This window comes from Nocardioides sp. (assembly GCF_029937575.1).
GTDB lineage: Bacteria > Actinomycetota > Actinomycetes > Propionibacteriales > Nocardioidaceae > Nocardioides.
Window position 1 is genome coordinate 21,153 of record NZ_JAPYPS010000022.1, and the last position, 15,854, is coordinate 37,006.

General features: G+C 71.5%; 20 protein-coding genes. 7 read left to right on the forward strand and 13 right to left on the reverse strand.

Annotated elements, in window-relative coordinates; all coding sequences use genetic code 11:
• Positions 1-3 precede the first annotated feature (3 nt).
• From Q1K33_RS09790 to Q1K33_RS09800, 3 genes are read right to left on the reverse strand one after another with little or no spacing between them, the layout of a single operon-like run.
• Complete coding sequence (locus tag Q1K33_RS09790; protein ID WP_300403349.1) at positions 4-1,227, reverse strand: serine/threonine-protein kinase; 1,224 nt, start codon at positions 1,225-1,227, stop codon at positions 4-6.
• A 29-nt stretch (positions 1,228-1,256) separates the two neighbouring features.
• Positions 1,257-2,798, reverse strand: a complete 1,542-nt coding sequence (locus Q1K33_RS09795; RefSeq protein WP_300403351.1) for an MXAN_6640 family putative metalloprotease — start codon at positions 2,796-2,798, stop codon at positions 1,257-1,259.
• A gap of 26 nt (positions 2,799-2,824) precedes the next feature.
• Complete coding sequence (locus Q1K33_RS09800; RefSeq protein WP_300403353.1) at positions 2,825-3,229, reverse strand: adenylyltransferase/cytidyltransferase family protein; 405 nt, start codon at positions 3,227-3,229, stop codon at positions 2,825-2,827.
• Positions 3,230-3,280: 51 nt separating this feature from the next.
• Here Q1K33_RS09800 and Q1K33_RS09805 point away from each other — a divergent pair, with 51 nt between their 5' ends.
• Entirely contained in the window at positions 3,281-4,570 is a 1,290-nt protein-coding gene (locus tag Q1K33_RS09805; protein WP_300403355.1) for a DUF445 domain-containing protein, read from the forward strand.
• A 29-nt stretch (positions 4,571-4,599) separates the two neighbouring features.
• Positions 4,600-4,848, forward strand: a complete 249-nt coding sequence (locus Q1K33_RS09810) for an RNA-binding S4 domain-containing protein (protein ID WP_300403357.1) — start codon at positions 4,600-4,602, stop codon at positions 4,846-4,848.
• Positions 4,849-4,872: 24 nt separating this feature from the next.
• On the opposite strand, the gene Q1K33_RS09815 is transcribed toward Q1K33_RS09810, so the two are convergent.
• From Q1K33_RS09815 to Q1K33_RS09835, 5 genes are all read right to left on the reverse strand, one after another.
• Positions 4,873-5,241 (reverse strand): FKBP-type peptidyl-prolyl cis-trans isomerase, encoded by a 369-nt coding sequence (locus tag Q1K33_RS09815; RefSeq protein ID WP_300403359.1) that lies wholly within the window; start codon positions 5,239-5,241, stop codon positions 4,873-4,875.
• A gap of 26 nt (positions 5,242-5,267) precedes the next feature.
• On the reverse strand, positions 5,268-6,791 hold the full coding sequence (locus tag Q1K33_RS09820) for an MFS transporter (protein WP_300403361.1): 1,524 nt from the start codon (positions 6,789-6,791) through the stop codon (positions 5,268-5,270).
• Positions 6,788-7,435 carry a hypothetical protein gene (locus Q1K33_RS09825; RefSeq protein WP_300403363.1) on the reverse strand — a complete coding sequence of 216 codons (648 nt, stop codon included), beginning with the start codon at positions 7,433-7,435 and terminating at the stop codon, positions 6,788-6,790. The genes Q1K33_RS09820 and Q1K33_RS09825 overlap by 4 nt, the downstream gene beginning before the upstream one ends.
• A gap of 34 nt (positions 7,436-7,469) precedes the next feature.
• Entirely contained in the window at positions 7,470-7,901 is a 432-nt protein-coding gene (locus tag Q1K33_RS09830; RefSeq protein ID WP_300403364.1) for a CBS domain-containing protein, read from the reverse strand.
• Positions 7,902-7,969: 68 nt separating this feature from the next.
• On the reverse strand, positions 7,970-8,851 hold the full coding sequence (locus Q1K33_RS09835; RefSeq protein ID WP_300403366.1) for an inositol monophosphatase family protein: 882 nt from the start codon (positions 8,849-8,851) through the stop codon (positions 7,970-7,972).
• A 43-nt stretch (positions 8,852-8,894) separates the two neighbouring features.
• Here Q1K33_RS09835 and Q1K33_RS09840 point away from each other — a divergent pair, with 43 nt between their 5' ends.
• Positions 8,895-9,347 carry a DUF2231 domain-containing protein gene (locus tag Q1K33_RS09840; protein ID WP_300403368.1) on the forward strand — a complete coding sequence of 151 codons (453 nt, stop codon included), beginning with the start codon at positions 8,895-8,897 and terminating at the stop codon, positions 9,345-9,347.
• A gap of 33 nt (positions 9,348-9,380) precedes the next feature.
• Here the strand turns inward: Q1K33_RS09840 and rsgA are convergent, their stop codons facing one another.
• From rsgA to Q1K33_RS09855, 3 genes are read right to left on the reverse strand one after another with little or no spacing between them, the layout of a single operon-like run.
• Positions 9,381-10,382, reverse strand: coding sequence for a ribosome small subunit-dependent GTPase A (gene rsgA, locus Q1K33_RS09845; protein WP_300403370.1), 1,002 nt, complete (start codon positions 10,380-10,382; stop codon positions 9,381-9,383).
• Positions 10,383-10,389: 7 nt separating this feature from the next.
• A complete protein-coding gene (gene aroA / locus Q1K33_RS09850) occupies positions 10,390-11,673 on the reverse strand; it encodes a 3-phosphoshikimate 1-carboxyvinyltransferase (protein ID WP_300403372.1) in 1,284 nt (427 codons plus the stop codon).
• A gap of 35 nt (positions 11,674-11,708) precedes the next feature.
• On the reverse strand, positions 11,709-12,200 hold the full coding sequence (locus Q1K33_RS09855) for a DoxX family membrane protein (RefSeq protein WP_300403374.1): 492 nt from the start codon (positions 12,198-12,200) through the stop codon (positions 11,709-11,711).
• A 69-nt stretch (positions 12,201-12,269) separates the two neighbouring features.
• On the opposite strand from Q1K33_RS09855, the gene Q1K33_RS09860 reads away from it, so the two are divergent.
• From Q1K33_RS09860 to rsrA, 4 genes are all read left to right on the forward strand, one after another.
• A complete protein-coding gene (locus Q1K33_RS09860; protein ID WP_300403376.1) occupies positions 12,270-13,049 on the forward strand; it encodes an SOS response-associated peptidase in 780 nt (259 codons plus the stop codon).
• Positions 13,046-13,699, forward strand: a complete 654-nt coding sequence (locus Q1K33_RS09865; RefSeq protein ID WP_300403378.1) for an alpha/beta family hydrolase — start codon at positions 13,046-13,048, stop codon at positions 13,697-13,699. The genes Q1K33_RS09860 and Q1K33_RS09865 overlap by 4 nt, the downstream gene beginning before the upstream one ends.
• A 68-nt stretch (positions 13,700-13,767) precedes the next feature.
• Positions 13,768-14,439 carry a sigma-70 family RNA polymerase sigma factor gene (locus tag Q1K33_RS09870; protein WP_300403380.1) on the forward strand — a complete coding sequence of 224 codons (672 nt, stop codon included), beginning with the start codon at positions 13,768-13,770 and terminating at the stop codon, positions 14,437-14,439.
• On the forward strand, positions 14,436-14,741 hold the full coding sequence (gene rsrA, locus Q1K33_RS09875; RefSeq protein ID WP_300403382.1) for a mycothiol system anti-sigma-R factor: 306 nt from the start codon (positions 14,436-14,438) through the stop codon (positions 14,739-14,741). The genes Q1K33_RS09870 and rsrA overlap by 4 nt, the downstream gene beginning before the upstream one ends.
• Positions 14,742-14,971: 230 nt before the next feature.
• Here the strand turns inward: rsrA and Q1K33_RS09880 are convergent, their stop codons facing one another.
• Both Q1K33_RS09880 and Q1K33_RS09885 read right to left on the reverse strand, forming a co-directional pair.
• On the reverse strand, positions 14,972-15,364 hold the full coding sequence (locus Q1K33_RS09880; protein WP_300403385.1) for a hotdog domain-containing protein: 393 nt from the start codon (positions 15,362-15,364) through the stop codon (positions 14,972-14,974).
• A complete protein-coding gene (locus tag Q1K33_RS09885) occupies positions 15,364-15,846 on the reverse strand; it encodes a GNAT family N-acetyltransferase (RefSeq protein WP_300403387.1) in 483 nt (160 codons plus the stop codon). Before Q1K33_RS09885 ends, Q1K33_RS09880 begins: the two co-directional genes overlap by 1 nt.
• Positions 15,847-15,854: the final 8 nt, after the last annotated feature.

The following is a 15,854-nucleotide window of genomic DNA, read 5'->3' on the forward strand; positions in this document are numbered from 1 at the left end:
GCCTCAACCGGCCAGAGCCGTCGCCACCAGGAGCAGGAGGAACACGAGCGCGACCCCGGCCAGGGCGACGTAGGTGCTGTCGAGGCCTCGTGACCATCCCACGATGCGTGCCCACGTGTCGGAGACCGACGCGGCGACGTCCCGTGGCGGACCAGCAGGCGGTGGGCCTGCCGGTGGTGGGCCTGCCGGTGGTGGGCCTGCCGGTGGTGGGCCAGCCGGTGGTGGGCCAGCCGGTGGTGGGCCTGCAGGTGGTGGGCCTGCCGGCGGTGGGCCGGGGGGTCCCTGCGGAGGGTTCTGGGGGAGGGGGGCCATGACGTCGGTCAGGACGGCGGTCGCGACGGGGGACTCCTGCGGCGACGGGGTGGCCGGCGCACGCACCGCCCCGCTGCCCCGCGGGCCGAGCGCCTCACGCACCTGCCCGGCGTGGGGACGGTCACCCGGGACGCGTGCCGTCATCGCGACGATGAGGTCTCGCCATCCGGCCGGCACGTCGGCCGGGACCTCCGGCTGCCGCGACAGCCGCGCCAGTGCGGCCTCGGTGGGTGGGCCGGGGTAGGTCAACCGGCCGGTGAACATCTCCAGCAGGACGAGCCCGAGTGAGTAGACGTCGACGGCGGTGGTCAGCTGCTCGCCCAGCACCTGCTCGGGGGCCAGGTAGGCCGCGGTGCCGACCGCGTGGCCGGTCTGGGTGTGACGCACGGTGTCGCCGATGAGACGGGCGATGCCGAAGTCCGCGAGCTTGACCGCGCCCGAGGAGTGGAGCAGCACGTTGCCGGGCTTGACGTCGCGGTGCACGACATCGCGACCGTGCGCGTAGGCGACAGCGTCGGCGAGCTGCCGGGCGATCTCCTCGATGCGTCGCTCGTCGAGCGGGCCACGAGCGATCTGGGCGGCAAGGGTCTGGCCGTCGACCAGCTCCATCACCAGGAACGGCTGCGCCATGTGGTCGCCCCCCAGTCCGGCGTCCAGGACCGTGACGAGTCCGTGGTGACCAAGGTTGGCCAGGGTCCGGGCCTCGGCGACGAACCGGGCCCGGTCGGACTCGCTGCCCGCCACGTCGCGCAACACCTTGACCGCGACCTGGCGGGAGAGCACCGTGTCGTCGGCCCGGTAGACGTCGGCGACGCCGCCCCGCCCCACGAGTGAGCCGAGCACGTAGCGGTTCGCCACGGTCACGCCGGGTCCGACGGGGACAGATGAGGCGGCGTCAGAGGTCGAGAAGTCCATGATCGACCCAGGCTAGGGCCTGAGGGACCTCAGCCGCGACGTGCCTTCGCATCGACCGTGAAGCGCTGGCCCTGGTCGAGGGGACGCCCCTCGCAGGCGAAGCCGGTGCGGCTGTTGCAGTTGTAGCGCGTGCTGGCATTGGCCAGGGTGACCGAGACCGAGCGCACCTTGCGACTGCTGAAGGCGACCTCCTTCGTCCCGGATCCGGACTTGTCGAGCGAGACCGTGCGGCGCAGCAGCTTCCCGTTGGAGCGCTTGATGGTCAGCGCGACGGCAGGAGACGTCGCAGCCCGTGGTGCGTCGACCGTGATCCGCAGCTTCCACTTCTTGGACGTCAGCTTCTTCGGCTTGAAGTCGACGGTCTTGGCGGCGAGGTGGTTGATCTTCGTGGTCACCGAGGCGGAGCGCTTCTTCGAGCGGAACTTGGCGACCTTGATCGGCGACACGCCCGGGAAGGCCGAGCCCTCGTCGTACGACTTGGCCGGCGCGGTGTTGGCGGCGGCGAACGCGGCGTACCGGCTGGGGAGACCGCCCTCCTTCTTCAGCACCTTCTTCAGGGCCTGGATGGAGTAGTCGTCGGGCAGACCACCACCCGTGCCGGCACGCTGGATCGTCTGGCGCACGATGGTGTTGCCGTAGCGCTCGGAGAGGTACTCCCAGAAGACCCAGTTGCCGTAGTGCGCCAGTCCGCTGGAGTCGAAGAGGTCCAGCGGCTTGGTGGAGCGCGAGGCCTGGCCGAACTTCAGGTAGCTGCGGTTGTCGTTGACGCCGTCGGCGAAGCGCTCCTCGATCCAGGTCGCGGTGGACTCCAGGAACCACGGGTCCTCGGTGTAGTCGTAGGCGAACTGGATGGCGTGGAAGAACTCGTGGGCGGCGGTCACCTTCAGGCTCTCGATCGGAGCCCGGGCGAACTGGCTCCTGGCGAAGTCGTCGTCGAGGACGCAGAAGCCGGAGGCCTGCTTGGGCTTGCCGGCGACGCGGTTCTCCGGGGCGCAGTACCCGTAGAGGCCGTCGGAGCCGATCTCCTTGAGGTAGACGTCGAACTTCTTGTTGCCCCCGCGCGAGCCGTCCCGGGCCGGCTTGCGGTAGTCGAGCTTGCCAACGTGGTGCCTCCACACCCGCTCCATCACCGACAGGGTATTCTTGGCCCACGCCGTGCTGGGCGGCGCGTCGGCCCCGGAGCGCACGTAGTGCACGCACACGTGCTTGGCACAGGTCTTGACCGAGCTCGTGGCGTAGCCGTCACGGTAGGGGTCGCTCACCCCGTCGGTGGGGCGCGCGAGCAGGCGGTCGGCCTCGGTCTCGTCGTCCTCGTCGAGGGACGGCCGGGCGAGGAAGAGGTCGCGCAGGGCGAGCGTCGCATCGGCTCGAGCCGGCCCGGCGTCACCGTCGAGGGCACCGGCGGCCCGGGCGAGGACCTCAGTGGTCTCGCTGAGGGCGACTCCGACAGGACGCGGAGTGTCCGCGTGGGCTCGAGGACCGGCGGCGACTGCCGAGCCGGGCAGGCTCGCCGCCACGGAGGCGGTGAGGGCGAGCGTCAGCAGCAACGCGAGCGGGGAAGGGCGACGCATGAGATCAGCTCCGGGGTCTGGCGGCCTCAGCTGCCGGTGGAGATCTTCTCCACGATGGCGGTGGTCGAGATGGCGGGTGTGCGCGGCAGGTAGACGACCTGGCAGATGTCCTCGAACTCGTCGAACTTGCCGGTCCAGTCGTCTCCCATCACGAGCGTACGAGCCCCGTGGGCAACGATGTAGTCGCGCTTGAGCTCCAGGCTCTCCTCCACGAAGACGTCGTCCACGCACCGCAGCGCGCCGACGATCGCCAGCCGCTCGTCCTGGCTGAAGACCGGCTCCCGGCCCTTCTTGCTGACGTTGAGGGCGTCCGCGGAGACGCCGACGACCAGGCGGTCGCCGAGCGCGGCGGCGCGCTCGATGACCCGCAGGTGGCCGACGTGGAAGACGTCGAAGGTCCCGAAGGTGATGACGGTGGAGCTGGTGGGCATGCGGGCGAGTGTCCCACGCGGGGGCTTCCCAGACGCGCAAGGATGGGGATCGTGAGTCCTCCCGTGTCGCAGGCAGCCCCGCCCATCTCCCCGCCCACCTCCCCGCTCGCGTCCGCGGACGACGTACGACGACGCGGGCTGCGGCGGATGCGCACGGTCGCGCTGGCGCTGCTCGTCGCGGCCGCCGCCGTCTACCTGGCGACCCTGGACCGCGACGGCTTCCTCGGCTTCGTGAACGCCGGTGCCGAGGCCTCGATGGTCGGGGCGATCGCGGACTGGTTCGCGGTGACCGCGCTGTTCCGGCACCCCTTGCGCCTGCCGATCCCGCACACCGCGCTGATCCCGCGCCGCAAGGACGACCTCGGCCGGGGGTTGCAGGAGTTCGTCGGCGAGAACTTCCTGGCCGAGGACGTGGTGCGCGAGCGGATCACCAGCGCCCGGATCGCTGCTCGCGTCGGGGACTGGCTCGCCGAGGAGGCCAACGCCCGCCGCGTCGTGGTGGAGGTCGCCGAGGTCGCGGTGGTCGGCCTGGGCAAGGTCCGCGACGACCACGTCGAGGCGCTCGTGCACGAGGCGTTGGTGCCGCGATTCCGCGAGGAGCCGATCTCGCCGCTGCTCGGTGGGCTGCTCTCCGAGGCGTTGCGCGACGACGTCCACCACGGGCTCGTCGACCTCGCGCTCGAGGAGCTGGCCGACTGGTTGCGCGACAACCCGGACACCGTCCAGGAGGTGCTGGGTGAGCGCGCACCCTGGTGGGCTCCCGACCGTATCAACGACCGGGTCACCGCCCGGATCCACACCGAGATCGTGCGGTGGGTCGACGACATCCGCAGCCAGCCCGGTCACCGCGCGAGGTTGGCGCTCGACTCGCTGCTGCACCAGCTGGCCGAGGACCTCCTCGGCGACGACGACGTCCAGCAGCGCGCGGAGCGGCTCAAGGAGCGCCTGCTCGACCACCCTGCCGTGCTCTCGTCGGTGATCTCCCTGTGGGACGCCCTGCGCAGAGCGCTGACCGGCTCGCTCGAGGACCCCGACGGCGCCGTACGTCGGCGGCTGCTGACCGAGGTGCGTGCCCTCGCCGATCGACTCGCGAGCGACGAGGAGCTCCGCTCACGCATCGACCGACGACTCGCCGACGCAACGGTCTTCGGCGTCGAGCGCTACGGCACCGAGGTGACCGCGGTCATCACCCACACGATCGAGCGCTGGGACGGCCGGGAGGCCGCCGACCGGATCGAGCTGCACGTCGGGCGCGACCTGCAGTTCATCCGGATCAACGGCACCCTGGTCGGCGGGCTCGTGGGGGTGGTGATCCACGCCGTGGCGGTGCTGCTGAGCTGATCTGCGGCCGGAGGTGATTGACTTCGCCCATGGCTGCAGAACCCGTCAACGTCTCGATCAGCGACTCCACCATCAAGCTCGGTCAGTTCCTCAAGCTCGCCAACCTGGTCGACTCGGGATCGGACGCCAAGGCGCTCCTGGCCGCCGGCATGGTGCGCGTCAACGGCCAACCCGAGACCCGGCGCGGGCGACAGCTCGTCAACGGCGAGGTCGTCTCCGTCGCCGCTCAGGCGGCGCGGGTCTCCGACGGGTCGACGCCCGACGACTTCCCCTGGTAGGGGTGACGGGCGCCGTGCAGCCCGTCAGCTGACGGCCAGCAGGTCCACCACGAAGATCAGCGTCTCGCCGGCCTTGATCACACCACCGGCACCGCGGTCGCCGTACCCCAGGTGTGGCGGGATGACGAGCTGGCGACGACCGCCGACCTTCATGCCCTGCACGCCGGTGTCCCAGCCGGAGATGACCTGGCCGATGCCCAGGCGGAACTGCAGCGGCTCGCCGCGGTTGTAGGAGGCGTCGAACTCCTCGCCGGTCGAGTGGGCGACGCCGACGTAGTGGACCTTGACCGTCTGTCCGGCGGCGGCCTCGGCGCCGTCGCCCTCGGTGAGGTCGGTGATGACCAGGTCTGCGGGGGGCTCGAAGTCAGGGAAGTCGATCTCAGGCTTGTCCATGACTCTCACCCTAGCCACCCTCCGGATCACCTCCGGCAGGCCTGCCTCTCGTGGTCGCACGCACCCAGCAGGGGCGGTGCGCCGACGGCACAGTGCGGCAGCTGGGAGGCCTCCGCACGGCCCCGGCTGGCCTCGTCGGCATCGGCATCGGCGTCGTCGTCGTCGAGGAGGTCGTTGCGCACCACCAGCCCGGCCAGGACCCCGGCTCCGACGAGGATCGCCGCCGAGATCCACAAGGCGTGCCGGTAGCCGTCGGCGAAGGCCGGGGAGTCGTAGCTGTCGACCCCGATCCCGGCCAGGAGCGGGATCGCGGCCACGGCCAGCAGTCCCCCCGTGCGCGCGACGGCGTTGTTGACGCCCGACGCCATGCCGGCGTGCTCGGGTGGTGCCGCGGCGAGGGCCGCGGCGGTGAGCGGCGCGACCATGATGGCGAGTCCGAGGCCGAAGACCGCCACCCCGGGCAGGACGTCGACGACGTACGACGCCCCCGCGCCGACACGCGCCAGCAGCAGGACCCCCAGGGCCGCCACGAGAGGGCCGGCGCTCATCTGCAGGCGCGGACCGATCCGTGCCGCGAGCGCGCCCGAGCGCGAGGACAGCAGCAGCATGATGACGGTGACGGGGAGCAGCGAGGACCCCGAGGCGATGGGGCCGAAGCCGGCCACGACCTGCAGGTGCACGACCAGCAGGAAGAACAACGCGCCGAAGCCGCCGTACACGAAGAAGGTCACCGCGTTCGTGGCGCTGAACTGACCGGCCGCGAACACGTCCAGCGGCAGGACCGGGTAGTCCGCACGCCGCTCACGCCACCAGAAGAGCAGCGCCCCGACGAGCCCGACGGCGAGGGCCGGGAGGACGTGGGCCGCGCCGGCCCCGGACTCGATCAGCGCGAAGGTGAGACCCGCGAGGGCGAGGGCACCCAGGACGCCACCGCCCCAGTCTGCGTGGGTTCCTTCGGCGCCCGGGTCGCGAGACTCGGGCACGTGACGCAGCGCGACGACCACGACCACCGCTGCGAGCGGCAGGTTGATCAGGAAGACCCAGCGCCACGAGGCGACGTCGACCAGCCACCCACCGAGCACAGGGCCCACCGCCGTGGCGACCCCACCGAGACCCGACCACGCCCCGATCGCCCGGGCGCGGTCTCGCGATCGGAAGCTCGACTGGAGGATCGACAGGCTGCCCGGCGTCAGCAGCGCCGCGCCCACGCCCTGGAGCGCACGCGCGCCGATCAGCATCTCGGCGTTGATCGCCAGGCCGCACAGGCCCGAGGCACCGGCGAACCACACCACGCCGACGAGGAAGACCCGCCGGCGACCGAACCGATCACCGAGGGTGCCGCCGAGCAGGATGAAGGAGGCCAGGGTCAGGGCGTAGGCCGAGACCGTCCACTGCAGGGCGGTGAAGTCGGCGTCGAGGTCTGCGCCGATGGCCGGCAGGGCGACGTTGACGACCGTGGCGTCGATCCCGGCCAGGGCGGAGCCGAGGATGGTGGCGAGCAGCGTCCAGCGCCCGGCCGCGCTCGTGTAGGTCAGCGGCGCCGACGTCATTCGCCGGGCTGGGTGAAGTCCGTGATCAGGTCGACCCGCGCGACGCGCGCGAGGGCGGCCGCCGACTCCTCCGCCGTGACCCCGTGCGCGGCCAGCAGCGGCTCGAGGTCGGCGTACAGGTCGCGCTCGCCGTTGGCGAAGCCCGGGAAGTTGAGGAAGTACGTCGGCACGTCGTGCCGCACGAGGGCGTGCAGGAGCTTGTAGAACTGCACGGCAAGGCGCTCCTCCTGCTTCTTGGGCCGCTTCTGGGCCTGGAAGGTCAGCCCGCCACGGGCGGACGCGGGATCCTTGCCCGCCGCCACGGCTGCGGCCGAGACCCGGCGGCGGCTCTCGGCGGCGGCGAACAGGTCGCGCATCGGCACGACGCAGGCGGCGACCTGGACCTCGCCGGCGTCCAACGCCGTTCCGAGGCTCCCGGTGTAGAACGGCGACTTGGCGACGTAGGGGAGAGGATCGCGGGTCAACGGCGTCTCGAGGCCGGCGTGCGAGACGTCGTCGATCCGTCGCTCGATCTGCTCGGGAGTGAAGCCGGTGTCGAAGCCGAGAGCGGTGAAGTACTGCACGAGGAGCGTCGTGCCGGAGCGGCCGGTCCCGGTGATCAGGATGTGCCCGTCGCCGGGCCCGCTGCGTGAGGTGAGTGCCACGCGCCCACCCTAGGTGCCCTGGTGCTCCGTGGCCTCAGGCCTGGTTGATGTAGCCGTCCAGCTGGTCGCGCTCGAACTCCAACTGGCCGATCTTGTGCTTGACGACGTCGCCGATCGACACGATCCCGATGACCTGGCCGCCCTCGACGACGGGGATGTGGCGGAAGCGTCGCTGGGTCATCGTGGCCATGACCTCGTCGAGGTCGTCCTCGGACGAGCAGGTCTGCACGGACGTGGTCATGATCGCCGAGACCGTGTTGTTGATGACGGTCCCGTCGTGGTGGAGGTGGCGCACCACGTCGCGCTCGCTGACGATGCCGTCGAGGGCGACCCCGTCGGTGGAGACGACCAGGGCGCCGATGTTGTGCTGGGCGAGGGTGGCGACGAGCTCGCGCACGTCCGCGTCCGGCGTGATCGTCACGACGTCCTGGTTGTCCTTGGCCTTGAGGATCTCGCCCATGCGCATGACAGGACGCTACTCGGCCCGACGCCGCGTGACCAGCATCCTCGCCGGGAGTGAGAGCGACGGGGGCGTCAGTCCTCGCGGCGTCGTGACCGCAGGTCGCTCACGGTGCCGGGTCCGGACGGGGGCCAGTCGGGGTCGCCCCCGTCGTTGCCGCCCGGCAACGTGGCCAGGAAGGACAGGGCGGCCTCGTGCAGGTGGCCGTTGGACGCGAGCGCGTTGCCGCCCCAGGGGCCGTCGTTGCCCTCGAGGGAGGTGAAGCGGCCGCCGGCCTCGCGCACGATGACGTCGAGGGCTGCCATGTCGTAGACCTCGAGCTCGGGCTCGGCGGCCAGGTCGACGGCCCCCTCGGCGAGGAGCATGTAGGACCAGAAGTCGCCGTACGCGCGATTGCGCCAGCACCGACGCAGCAGCGCGTTGAACTCCTCGCGCAGCCCGCGCTCCTCCCAGCCACCGAGGGAGGAGTAGGACAGGGAGGCGTCCTCGAGGCGTCGTACGTCGGAGACCTGCATCTGCGTGGCCTTCAGCAGCGAGCGCCCCGTCCAGGCGCCGTTGCCGACCGAGGCCCACCAGCGGCGTTGGAGCTGGGGCGCCGAGACGACGCCGAGGACGACCTCGTCGTCGACGGCCAGGGAGATGAGCGTGGCCCAGACGGGGACGCCGCGGACGAAGTTCTTCGTGCCGTCGATCGGGTCGACGATCCAGCGGCGCGCCGAGTTGCCGCTGCTGCCCTGCTCCTCGCCGGTGATCGCGTCGCGCGAGCGGACGCGCGAGAGCGTGCGACGGATGCCCTCCTCGACGGCCTCGTCGGCGTCGGTGACCGGCGTGAGGTCGGGCTTGCTCATCACGTGCAGGTCGAGCGCCTTGAAGCGCGTGGTCGTCAGCGAGTCGGCGTCGTCGGCGAGGACGTGCGCCAGGCGCAGGTCGTCGGTGTAGTCGGTCTGTGGTGCCACGGCGCTCACACTATGGGGTGGGGCCCTGGTTGAATCATCAGCCATGGAGATCAATGGGGTGCCGCTTCACCCGCTCGTCGTGCACGCTGCGGTCGTGTTCGCTCCGATCGCGGCCCTGCTGGCGATCGCGTACGTCGTGAGCCCGGCGTGGCAGGAGCGGCTGCGCACGCCGCTCGTGGTGATGGCGATGGTGTCGCTGGTCTCGATCCTGGCGGCCTACTTCAGCGGGGACAGCTTCCGCGGCGCCAACGCCTTCTTCGCCGACAACCCCCAGATCGACGAGCACGAGGAACGGGCCGGCCTGCTCCTGTGGGTGACGGTCGCCTTCGGCGTCGTCGCGTTGGTCTCGGCGTTCTTCCAGCGCCGCAGCCCCGGAGTCCGCGGGGGCCTGCACGTGCTCCTCGCGGCCTCGGCCGTCGCGATGCTGGTGATGGTCGTGCTGACCGGCGATGCGGGTGCCCGGGCCGTCTACCCGCCCGACTCGTTCAACGGTTGACGCGCGGGGGATCAGCCGGGGATCGGGCGGGGATCAGTAGTCGCTGACGCTCCGGGCGGCCAGCAGCCGCCGGAACGACGCCACCCGCTCGGGGTCGGCCTGGCCCTCGGCGAGAGCGACGTCGAGCCCGCACTCGGGCTCCTCGTCGCCGTGGGTGCAGCCCCGCGGGCAGTCCTCGGTCATCTCGTCGAGGTCGGGGAAGGCCCCGATCAGGTCCTCCGGCCGCACGTGGGCCAGGCCGAACGACCGGATGCCCGGGGTGTCGATGATCCACCCGGCTTCCTGGCCCTCCCCGCGAGGCAGGGCGAGCATGAAGGCCGACGTGGAGGTGTGCCTTCCACGACCGGTCACGGAGTTGACCACGCCGACCTCCCGGTCGGCGTCGGGCACGAGGGCGTTGACGAGCGTGGACTTGCCGACGCCGCTGGACCCGACGAGGACCGACGTCCGGCCGGCGAGAGCCGTGCGGACCTCCGCCAGGTCCCCGCCGCGCCGGGTGACGACCCACGGGACGCCCAGGGACCGGTACGTCGAGAGCAGGGTCTCGGGATCGGCGAGGTCGGACTTCGTCAGGCACAGCAGGGGGGCCATGCCGGCGTCGTAGGCGGCGACCAGCGCGCGGTCGAGCAGGCGCGGCTGGGGGTCGGGGTCGGCGAGCGCGGTCACCACGACCAGCTGCTCGGCGTTGGAGACGATGACCCGCTCGACCGGATCGTCGTCGTCGGCGGTACGGCGCAGGGTCGTGGTCCGCGGGAGGACCTCCACGATCCGCGCGAGTGCCCCCTCGTCGCCCGAGGTGTCGCCGACGACGCGCACCCGGTCGCCCACGACGACGCCCTTGCGTCCCAACGGACGGGCCTTGACGGCCAGCACGACGACGTCGTCGACGAGAAGTGTGAAGCGGCCGCGGTCGACCGTGACGACTCGGCCCTGCACGGCGTCGTCGTACGACGGCCGCTCCTTGGTGCGCGGGCGGGTGCGGCGCCGGGGTCGGTCGTAGTGCTCGATGTCGTGCGTGGAGTAGCGACCCGTCACGCCGACCTCACGGCAGGAGTCCCGACCAGAACCCGGCGAAGTCGGGGAACGTCTTCGCGGTGGTCGCCACGTCCTCGACCAGGACCCCGTCGACGACGGCGCCGACGATGACGCCGGCGTGCGCCATCCGGTGGTCGGCGTAGGTGCGCCACACGCCGCCGTGCAGGGGTGCGGGGGTGATCGAGAGTCCGTCGGGGCGCTCGACGACCTCGGCGCCCAGGGCCCCCAGCTCCCTCGCCAGCGCGGCGAGACGATCGGTCTCGTGGCCTCGGATGTGGGCGATGCCGCGCAGGTGCGACGGGGTGGTGGCGAGGGCGCACAGCGCGGCGACGGCCGGGGTCAGCTCGCCGACGTCGTGGAGGTCCAGGTCGACGCCCTGCAGTCGCTCGGGACCGGTGACCTGGAGGCCCGCGTCGGTGTGCTGCACGGTGCAGCCCATCAGGGTCAGGATCTCGCGCAGCTCGTCGCCCGGCTGCTGGGTGGTGTGCGGCCAGTGCCGCACGGTGACCGTGCCGCCGGTGGCCGCGGCCAGGGCGAGGAAGGGGGCGGCGTTGGAGAGGTCGGGCTCGATCAGCCGGTCCAGGGCTCGGACCGGCCCGGGGGAGACCCGCCACCGGTCGGCCTCGCTGTCGTCGACCATGACGCCGTGCTCGCGCAGCATCGCCACCGTCATCTCGATGTGGGGCAGCGACGGGACCGGCTTGCCGTCGTGCAGGACGTCGACGCCGTGCTCGTAGCGGGCGCCGGCCAGCAGCAGCGCGGAGATGAACTGCGACGACGCCGAGGCGTCGATCACGACCGTGCCGCCGGGGACCGCTCCACCGCCGCGGATGGCGAACGGGAGGGACCCGGTGCCGCCGTCGTCCACGGCCACGCCCAGGGCGCTCAGGGCACCGAGCACCTCGCCTACAGGGCGGGTCCGCATGTGCTCGTCACCGTCGAAGGTCGTCGTCCCGGTGGAGAGTCCGGCGATCGGCGGGACGAACCGCATCACGGTGCCGGCGAGCCCACAGTCGACGATCCCGTCCCCCACGAAGGTCGCCGGGCTCACGCGCCAGTCGTCCGTCTCGGTGTCGACCACCGCGCCCAGAGCGCGCAGGGCCTCTGCCATCAGCAGGGTGTCGCGCGAGCGCAGCGCCTGACCCACCACCGAAGGGCCGCCGGCCAGTGCCGCCAGGATCAGCGCACGGTTGGTCAGCGACTTGCTGCCCGGCAACGAGACGAGCAGGTCCACCGGCGCGAGGGCGCGCGGAGCGGGCCAGGGGTCCTGGACGGCAACAGAGGCGGGCACCGCCGCAGGGTATCGGTTGGGCCGAACGGCCCCGGTCAGGTGAGCTTGTCGGTGGCCCGCTTGGTCTCGCGCCGGGCATCCTTCGCAGCCCGCTTGGCGCGCCAGGCGACGCCGGGCTTGCCGTCGGTGTCGCCGGCGGCGATCATCGCGCCGCCCAGCATCGAGAGATTCTTGAAGAAGTGCATCTGCATCGTCTTCTTCACCACGGGGTCGCTCTCGGACCAGAACGGGTGCCCCAGGACCGTGGTCGGCACCATGGACCCGGCCAGCAGCAGGGCGCCGGTGCGCGGTGCCTTGCCCGTGACGAGCGAGAGACTGCCGAGGAGCTGCACTCCGGCGTTGAGCTTGACCAGGGTCTCGGTGTCGTCGCTGAGAGGGATCCCGGCCTTCTTGACCAACGGGACCAGCTTCTCCGAGGCGGGTGCGGCCTTCGGGGCGAACGCCTCGGCGTTGCGCAGGACGTTCTGCGCGCCGTACACGAAACCGGCGGCGAGCAGAGGACGGGCGATGCGGCGGCTCAAAGACATGCTTCATTTCTACAGGACCTGCCCCGATGCGGACTCACCCCGCCGTACGAAGCGACTAGCCTCGACCCCATGTGCGGCAGGTATGCGTCGAGTCGACGCCCCGAGGACCTCCTCGAGGAGTTCGAGATCGTCGAGTCACGCGTGGCCTCCCCGCTGGAGCCCGACTACAACGTCGCGCCCACCAAGGAGGTGTACGCCGTCGTGGAGCGTCCGCCGAGCCAGGACTCCCCGGAGACCTCACGTCCCCCTGAGCGCCAGCTCCGCGTCCTGACGTGGGGACTGGTGCCGTCGTGGGCCAAGGACCCCAGCATCGGCAGCCGGATGATCAACGCCCGCATGGAGACCGTCGCCGACAAGCCGGCCTACCGCAAGGCCTTCGCCTCCCGACGCTGCCTGCTGCCGGCAGACGGCTACTTCGAGTGGTACCCGACGGAGCAGCGGACCAAGGCAGGCAAGCCCAGGAAGCAGCCCTTCTTCATCCGACCCCGTGACGGCGCCACGCTGGCGATGGCGGGGCTCTACGAGATCTGGCGCGACCCGACTCGCGAGGACGACGACCCGGAGCGCTTCCGCTGGACCTGCACGGTGATCACCACCGACGCCGAGGACGACATCGGCCGGATCCACGACCGGATGCCCCTCATGGTCGAGCCCGACCGACGAGCAGCCTGGCTCGACCCGCGCACCGAGCGAGCCGACCTCCTGGACCTGCTCGTCCCGGCGGCACCCGGCAACCTCGAGGCGTACCCGGTCTCGGCCGCCGTGGGCAACGTGCGCAACAACGGACCCGAGCTGGTCGAGCCGCTCCCGGCCGAGGACGCATCCCAGGGTGCCGGGGGAAGCTCGTGAGGTCCGAGCTGCGGGTCGACACCGCGTACGGCGAGGGACGCCTCGTCAGCCACCGCGCACGCAAGCCGATCGCCACCCTGCTGCTCAGCCACGGGGCCGGCAACGGCATCGAGTCCCGCGACCTCGAGGCACTGGCCGAGCACCTGCCGCGACACAACGTCACGGTGGTGCGCTTCGAGCAGCCGTGGCGGGTCGCCGGGCGCAAGGTGGCCACCCCTCCGCCCACCCTGGACGCCGGACTCACCGCAGGCGCCGACCGGCTGCGGGTGCGCACGCCCCTGATCGTGGGGGGCCGCTCGGCGGGCGCCCGCTCCGCCGCTCGTACGGCCAAGCGGCTCGGGGCGGTGGGCTGCCTGGCGCTGGCGTTCCCGCTGCACCCGCCCGGCAAGCCCGAGAAGTCGCGCCTGCCCGAGCTGACCGGCGTACGACTGCCGACGCTGGTCGTCCAGGGTGAGCGCGACTCGATGGGGAGACCCGAGGAGTTCCCGCCCGTGCGCGACCTCGACCTCGTGGTGATCCCGGGGGCCGACCACGGCTTCAAGGTGCCGGCGCGCGGACCCGTCACCCAGGACCAGGCCCTCGACATCCTCGTGGAGTCGACGCTGGAGTGGATCGTGCGCGACGTGGTGGGGAATGTCGCCCCGACCTGAGGCGTTCCCCCACCGTGATGGCACTACTGGAACGACCCGCCGAGTCCGGCCCCGTAGGCTGGGACGCGATGACTGAATCGCTGACCGACCCCACGACGGATCCATCAGGGCCCACCGACGCGCCCGTCGATCTCGAGACCGAGACCGACGCCGAGCGTTCCCTGCGCTTCGAGCGCGACGCGCTGCCCTTCCTCGACCAGCTCTACTCGGCGGCGATGCGGATGACCCGCAACCCCGCCGACGCCGAGGACCTCGTGCAGGAGACGTTCGCGAAGGCCTACTCGGCCTTCCACCAGTTCAGGCCCGGCACCAACCTCAAGGCTTGGCTCTACCGGATCCTGACCAACACGTTCATCAACACCTATCGCAAGAAGCAGCGCCAGCCGCAGCAGTCGATGGGCGAGGACGTCGAGGACTGGCAGCTCGCCCGCGCCGAGTCCCACAGCTCCACGGGCCTGCGGTCCGCGGAGATGGAGGCGCTCGAGCACCTGCCCGACTCCCAGGTCAAGGACGCCCTGCAGCGTCTGCCCGAGGAGTTCCGGCTCGCGGTCTACCTCGCCGACGTGGAGGGCTTCGCCTACAAGGAGATCGCCGAGATCATGGAGACGCCGATCGGCACCGTGATGTCCCGCCTGCACCGTGGGCGGCGCCAGCTGCGCGACATGCTCTCCGACCACGTGCGGGCCAACGACCTGCTGCCCGCTGCCACCGTCGACGCGAAGAAGGAGGCTGCGAAGTGAGCACCGACTCCCACCTCCCCGGCCACCGTCACGACGGGCTCGGCGCCGACCCGTCTGCCGAGGACTGCGCCGACTACCTCGAGCGCATCGTCTACTTCCTCGACAACGAGCTGGACGCCGCCGACTGCGACGCGGTCCGGCTCCACCTGGACTCCTGCAACCCCTGCCTGGTGAAGTACGACCTCCAGCGCACGGTCAAGCAGGTCGTGGCGCGCTCCTGCTCCGAGGTCGCGCCCAGCGAGCTGCGCGAGCGGGTGCGGGTGCAGATCCGTGAGGTCCAGGTCCGGATCACCGAGGCCTGAGAGCCCCGGAAACACAAGAACCCCCGGCCGGATCGGTCGGGGGTTCTCAGCTGCTGAGAACTCAGGTGTTGGGGCGCTTGCCGTGGTTTGCGCCCTTCTTGCGACGCGAGCGACGCTTGCGGCCGGTCTTGCCCATGGTGACTCCCTGTTTCGCGAACGATGAACGACCCAGTCTCTCAGGTCGACCGGGCGCGGGGAAATCGGGTCGCCCGAGCGAGGGCCCGGGAGTCTCAGCCGAGGCGGGAGAGGAACTTCTCCGAGTCGACGACGACACGCGTGATCTCGCCCGTCCCGACCACCTTGCCGTTGCCACCGAGGTGGCGAGCGGCCACCGTGAACCGGTGCAGCCGCCCGTCGACGTACGTCGTCGAGGCGCTCACCTCGACCTGCTGGCCGACGGGGCTGGCCCCGGTGTGCTCGAGGGCGATCCTCGTGCCGACGCTGGTCGACCCCTCGGGCAGCGTGGTCTCGAGCGCCGCGCACGTCGCGGCCTCGCACCACGCGAGCAGCCGAGGCGTGCCGAGCACCGGGAGGCTGCCCGATCCGACGGCGCGGGCCGTGTCGTCCTCGCCGACCGTGAAGGTGAGGGTGGCCGCGAAGGGAGTCGAGGGTGTCTCGGTCATCAGAGCTCCAAGGTGTAGACGAGCAGGGACACGTCGGGCTGCGGTCGCCAGTCCCGCTCCGGGGCCCGCACGAAGCCCAGGCTCTCGTAGAGGCGGTGAGCCGTGCTCATCAGGTCCAGGCTGGACAAGACGATCGAGCCCTCCCCGTCGTCCCGGGCTCGCTCGATCACCAGGCCGGTCAACGCCCGACCCACGCCGCGGCCCTGAGCAGCGGGGGCGACCGCGAGCATCCGGAACTCGCCCTCGCCCTCGTGGGCGATCTCGCGCCACGGAGAGCCCTGCGGGCAGACGGTGACGGCGCCGAGCACCGACCCGTCGGCCTCGGCAGCGACCCACACCTCGGCCTCGGCGTCCCGGGTCGCGGTGTCGGCCAACCGGGCGCGGTAGAAGTCCTCGGGTCCGAGCAGGAACGGGTCGTAGGCAGCGACCGTCAGCTGCCCGATCGCCGCGTACTCGTCGGACCGCGCACGTCGTAGCTCCACGCCTCGCC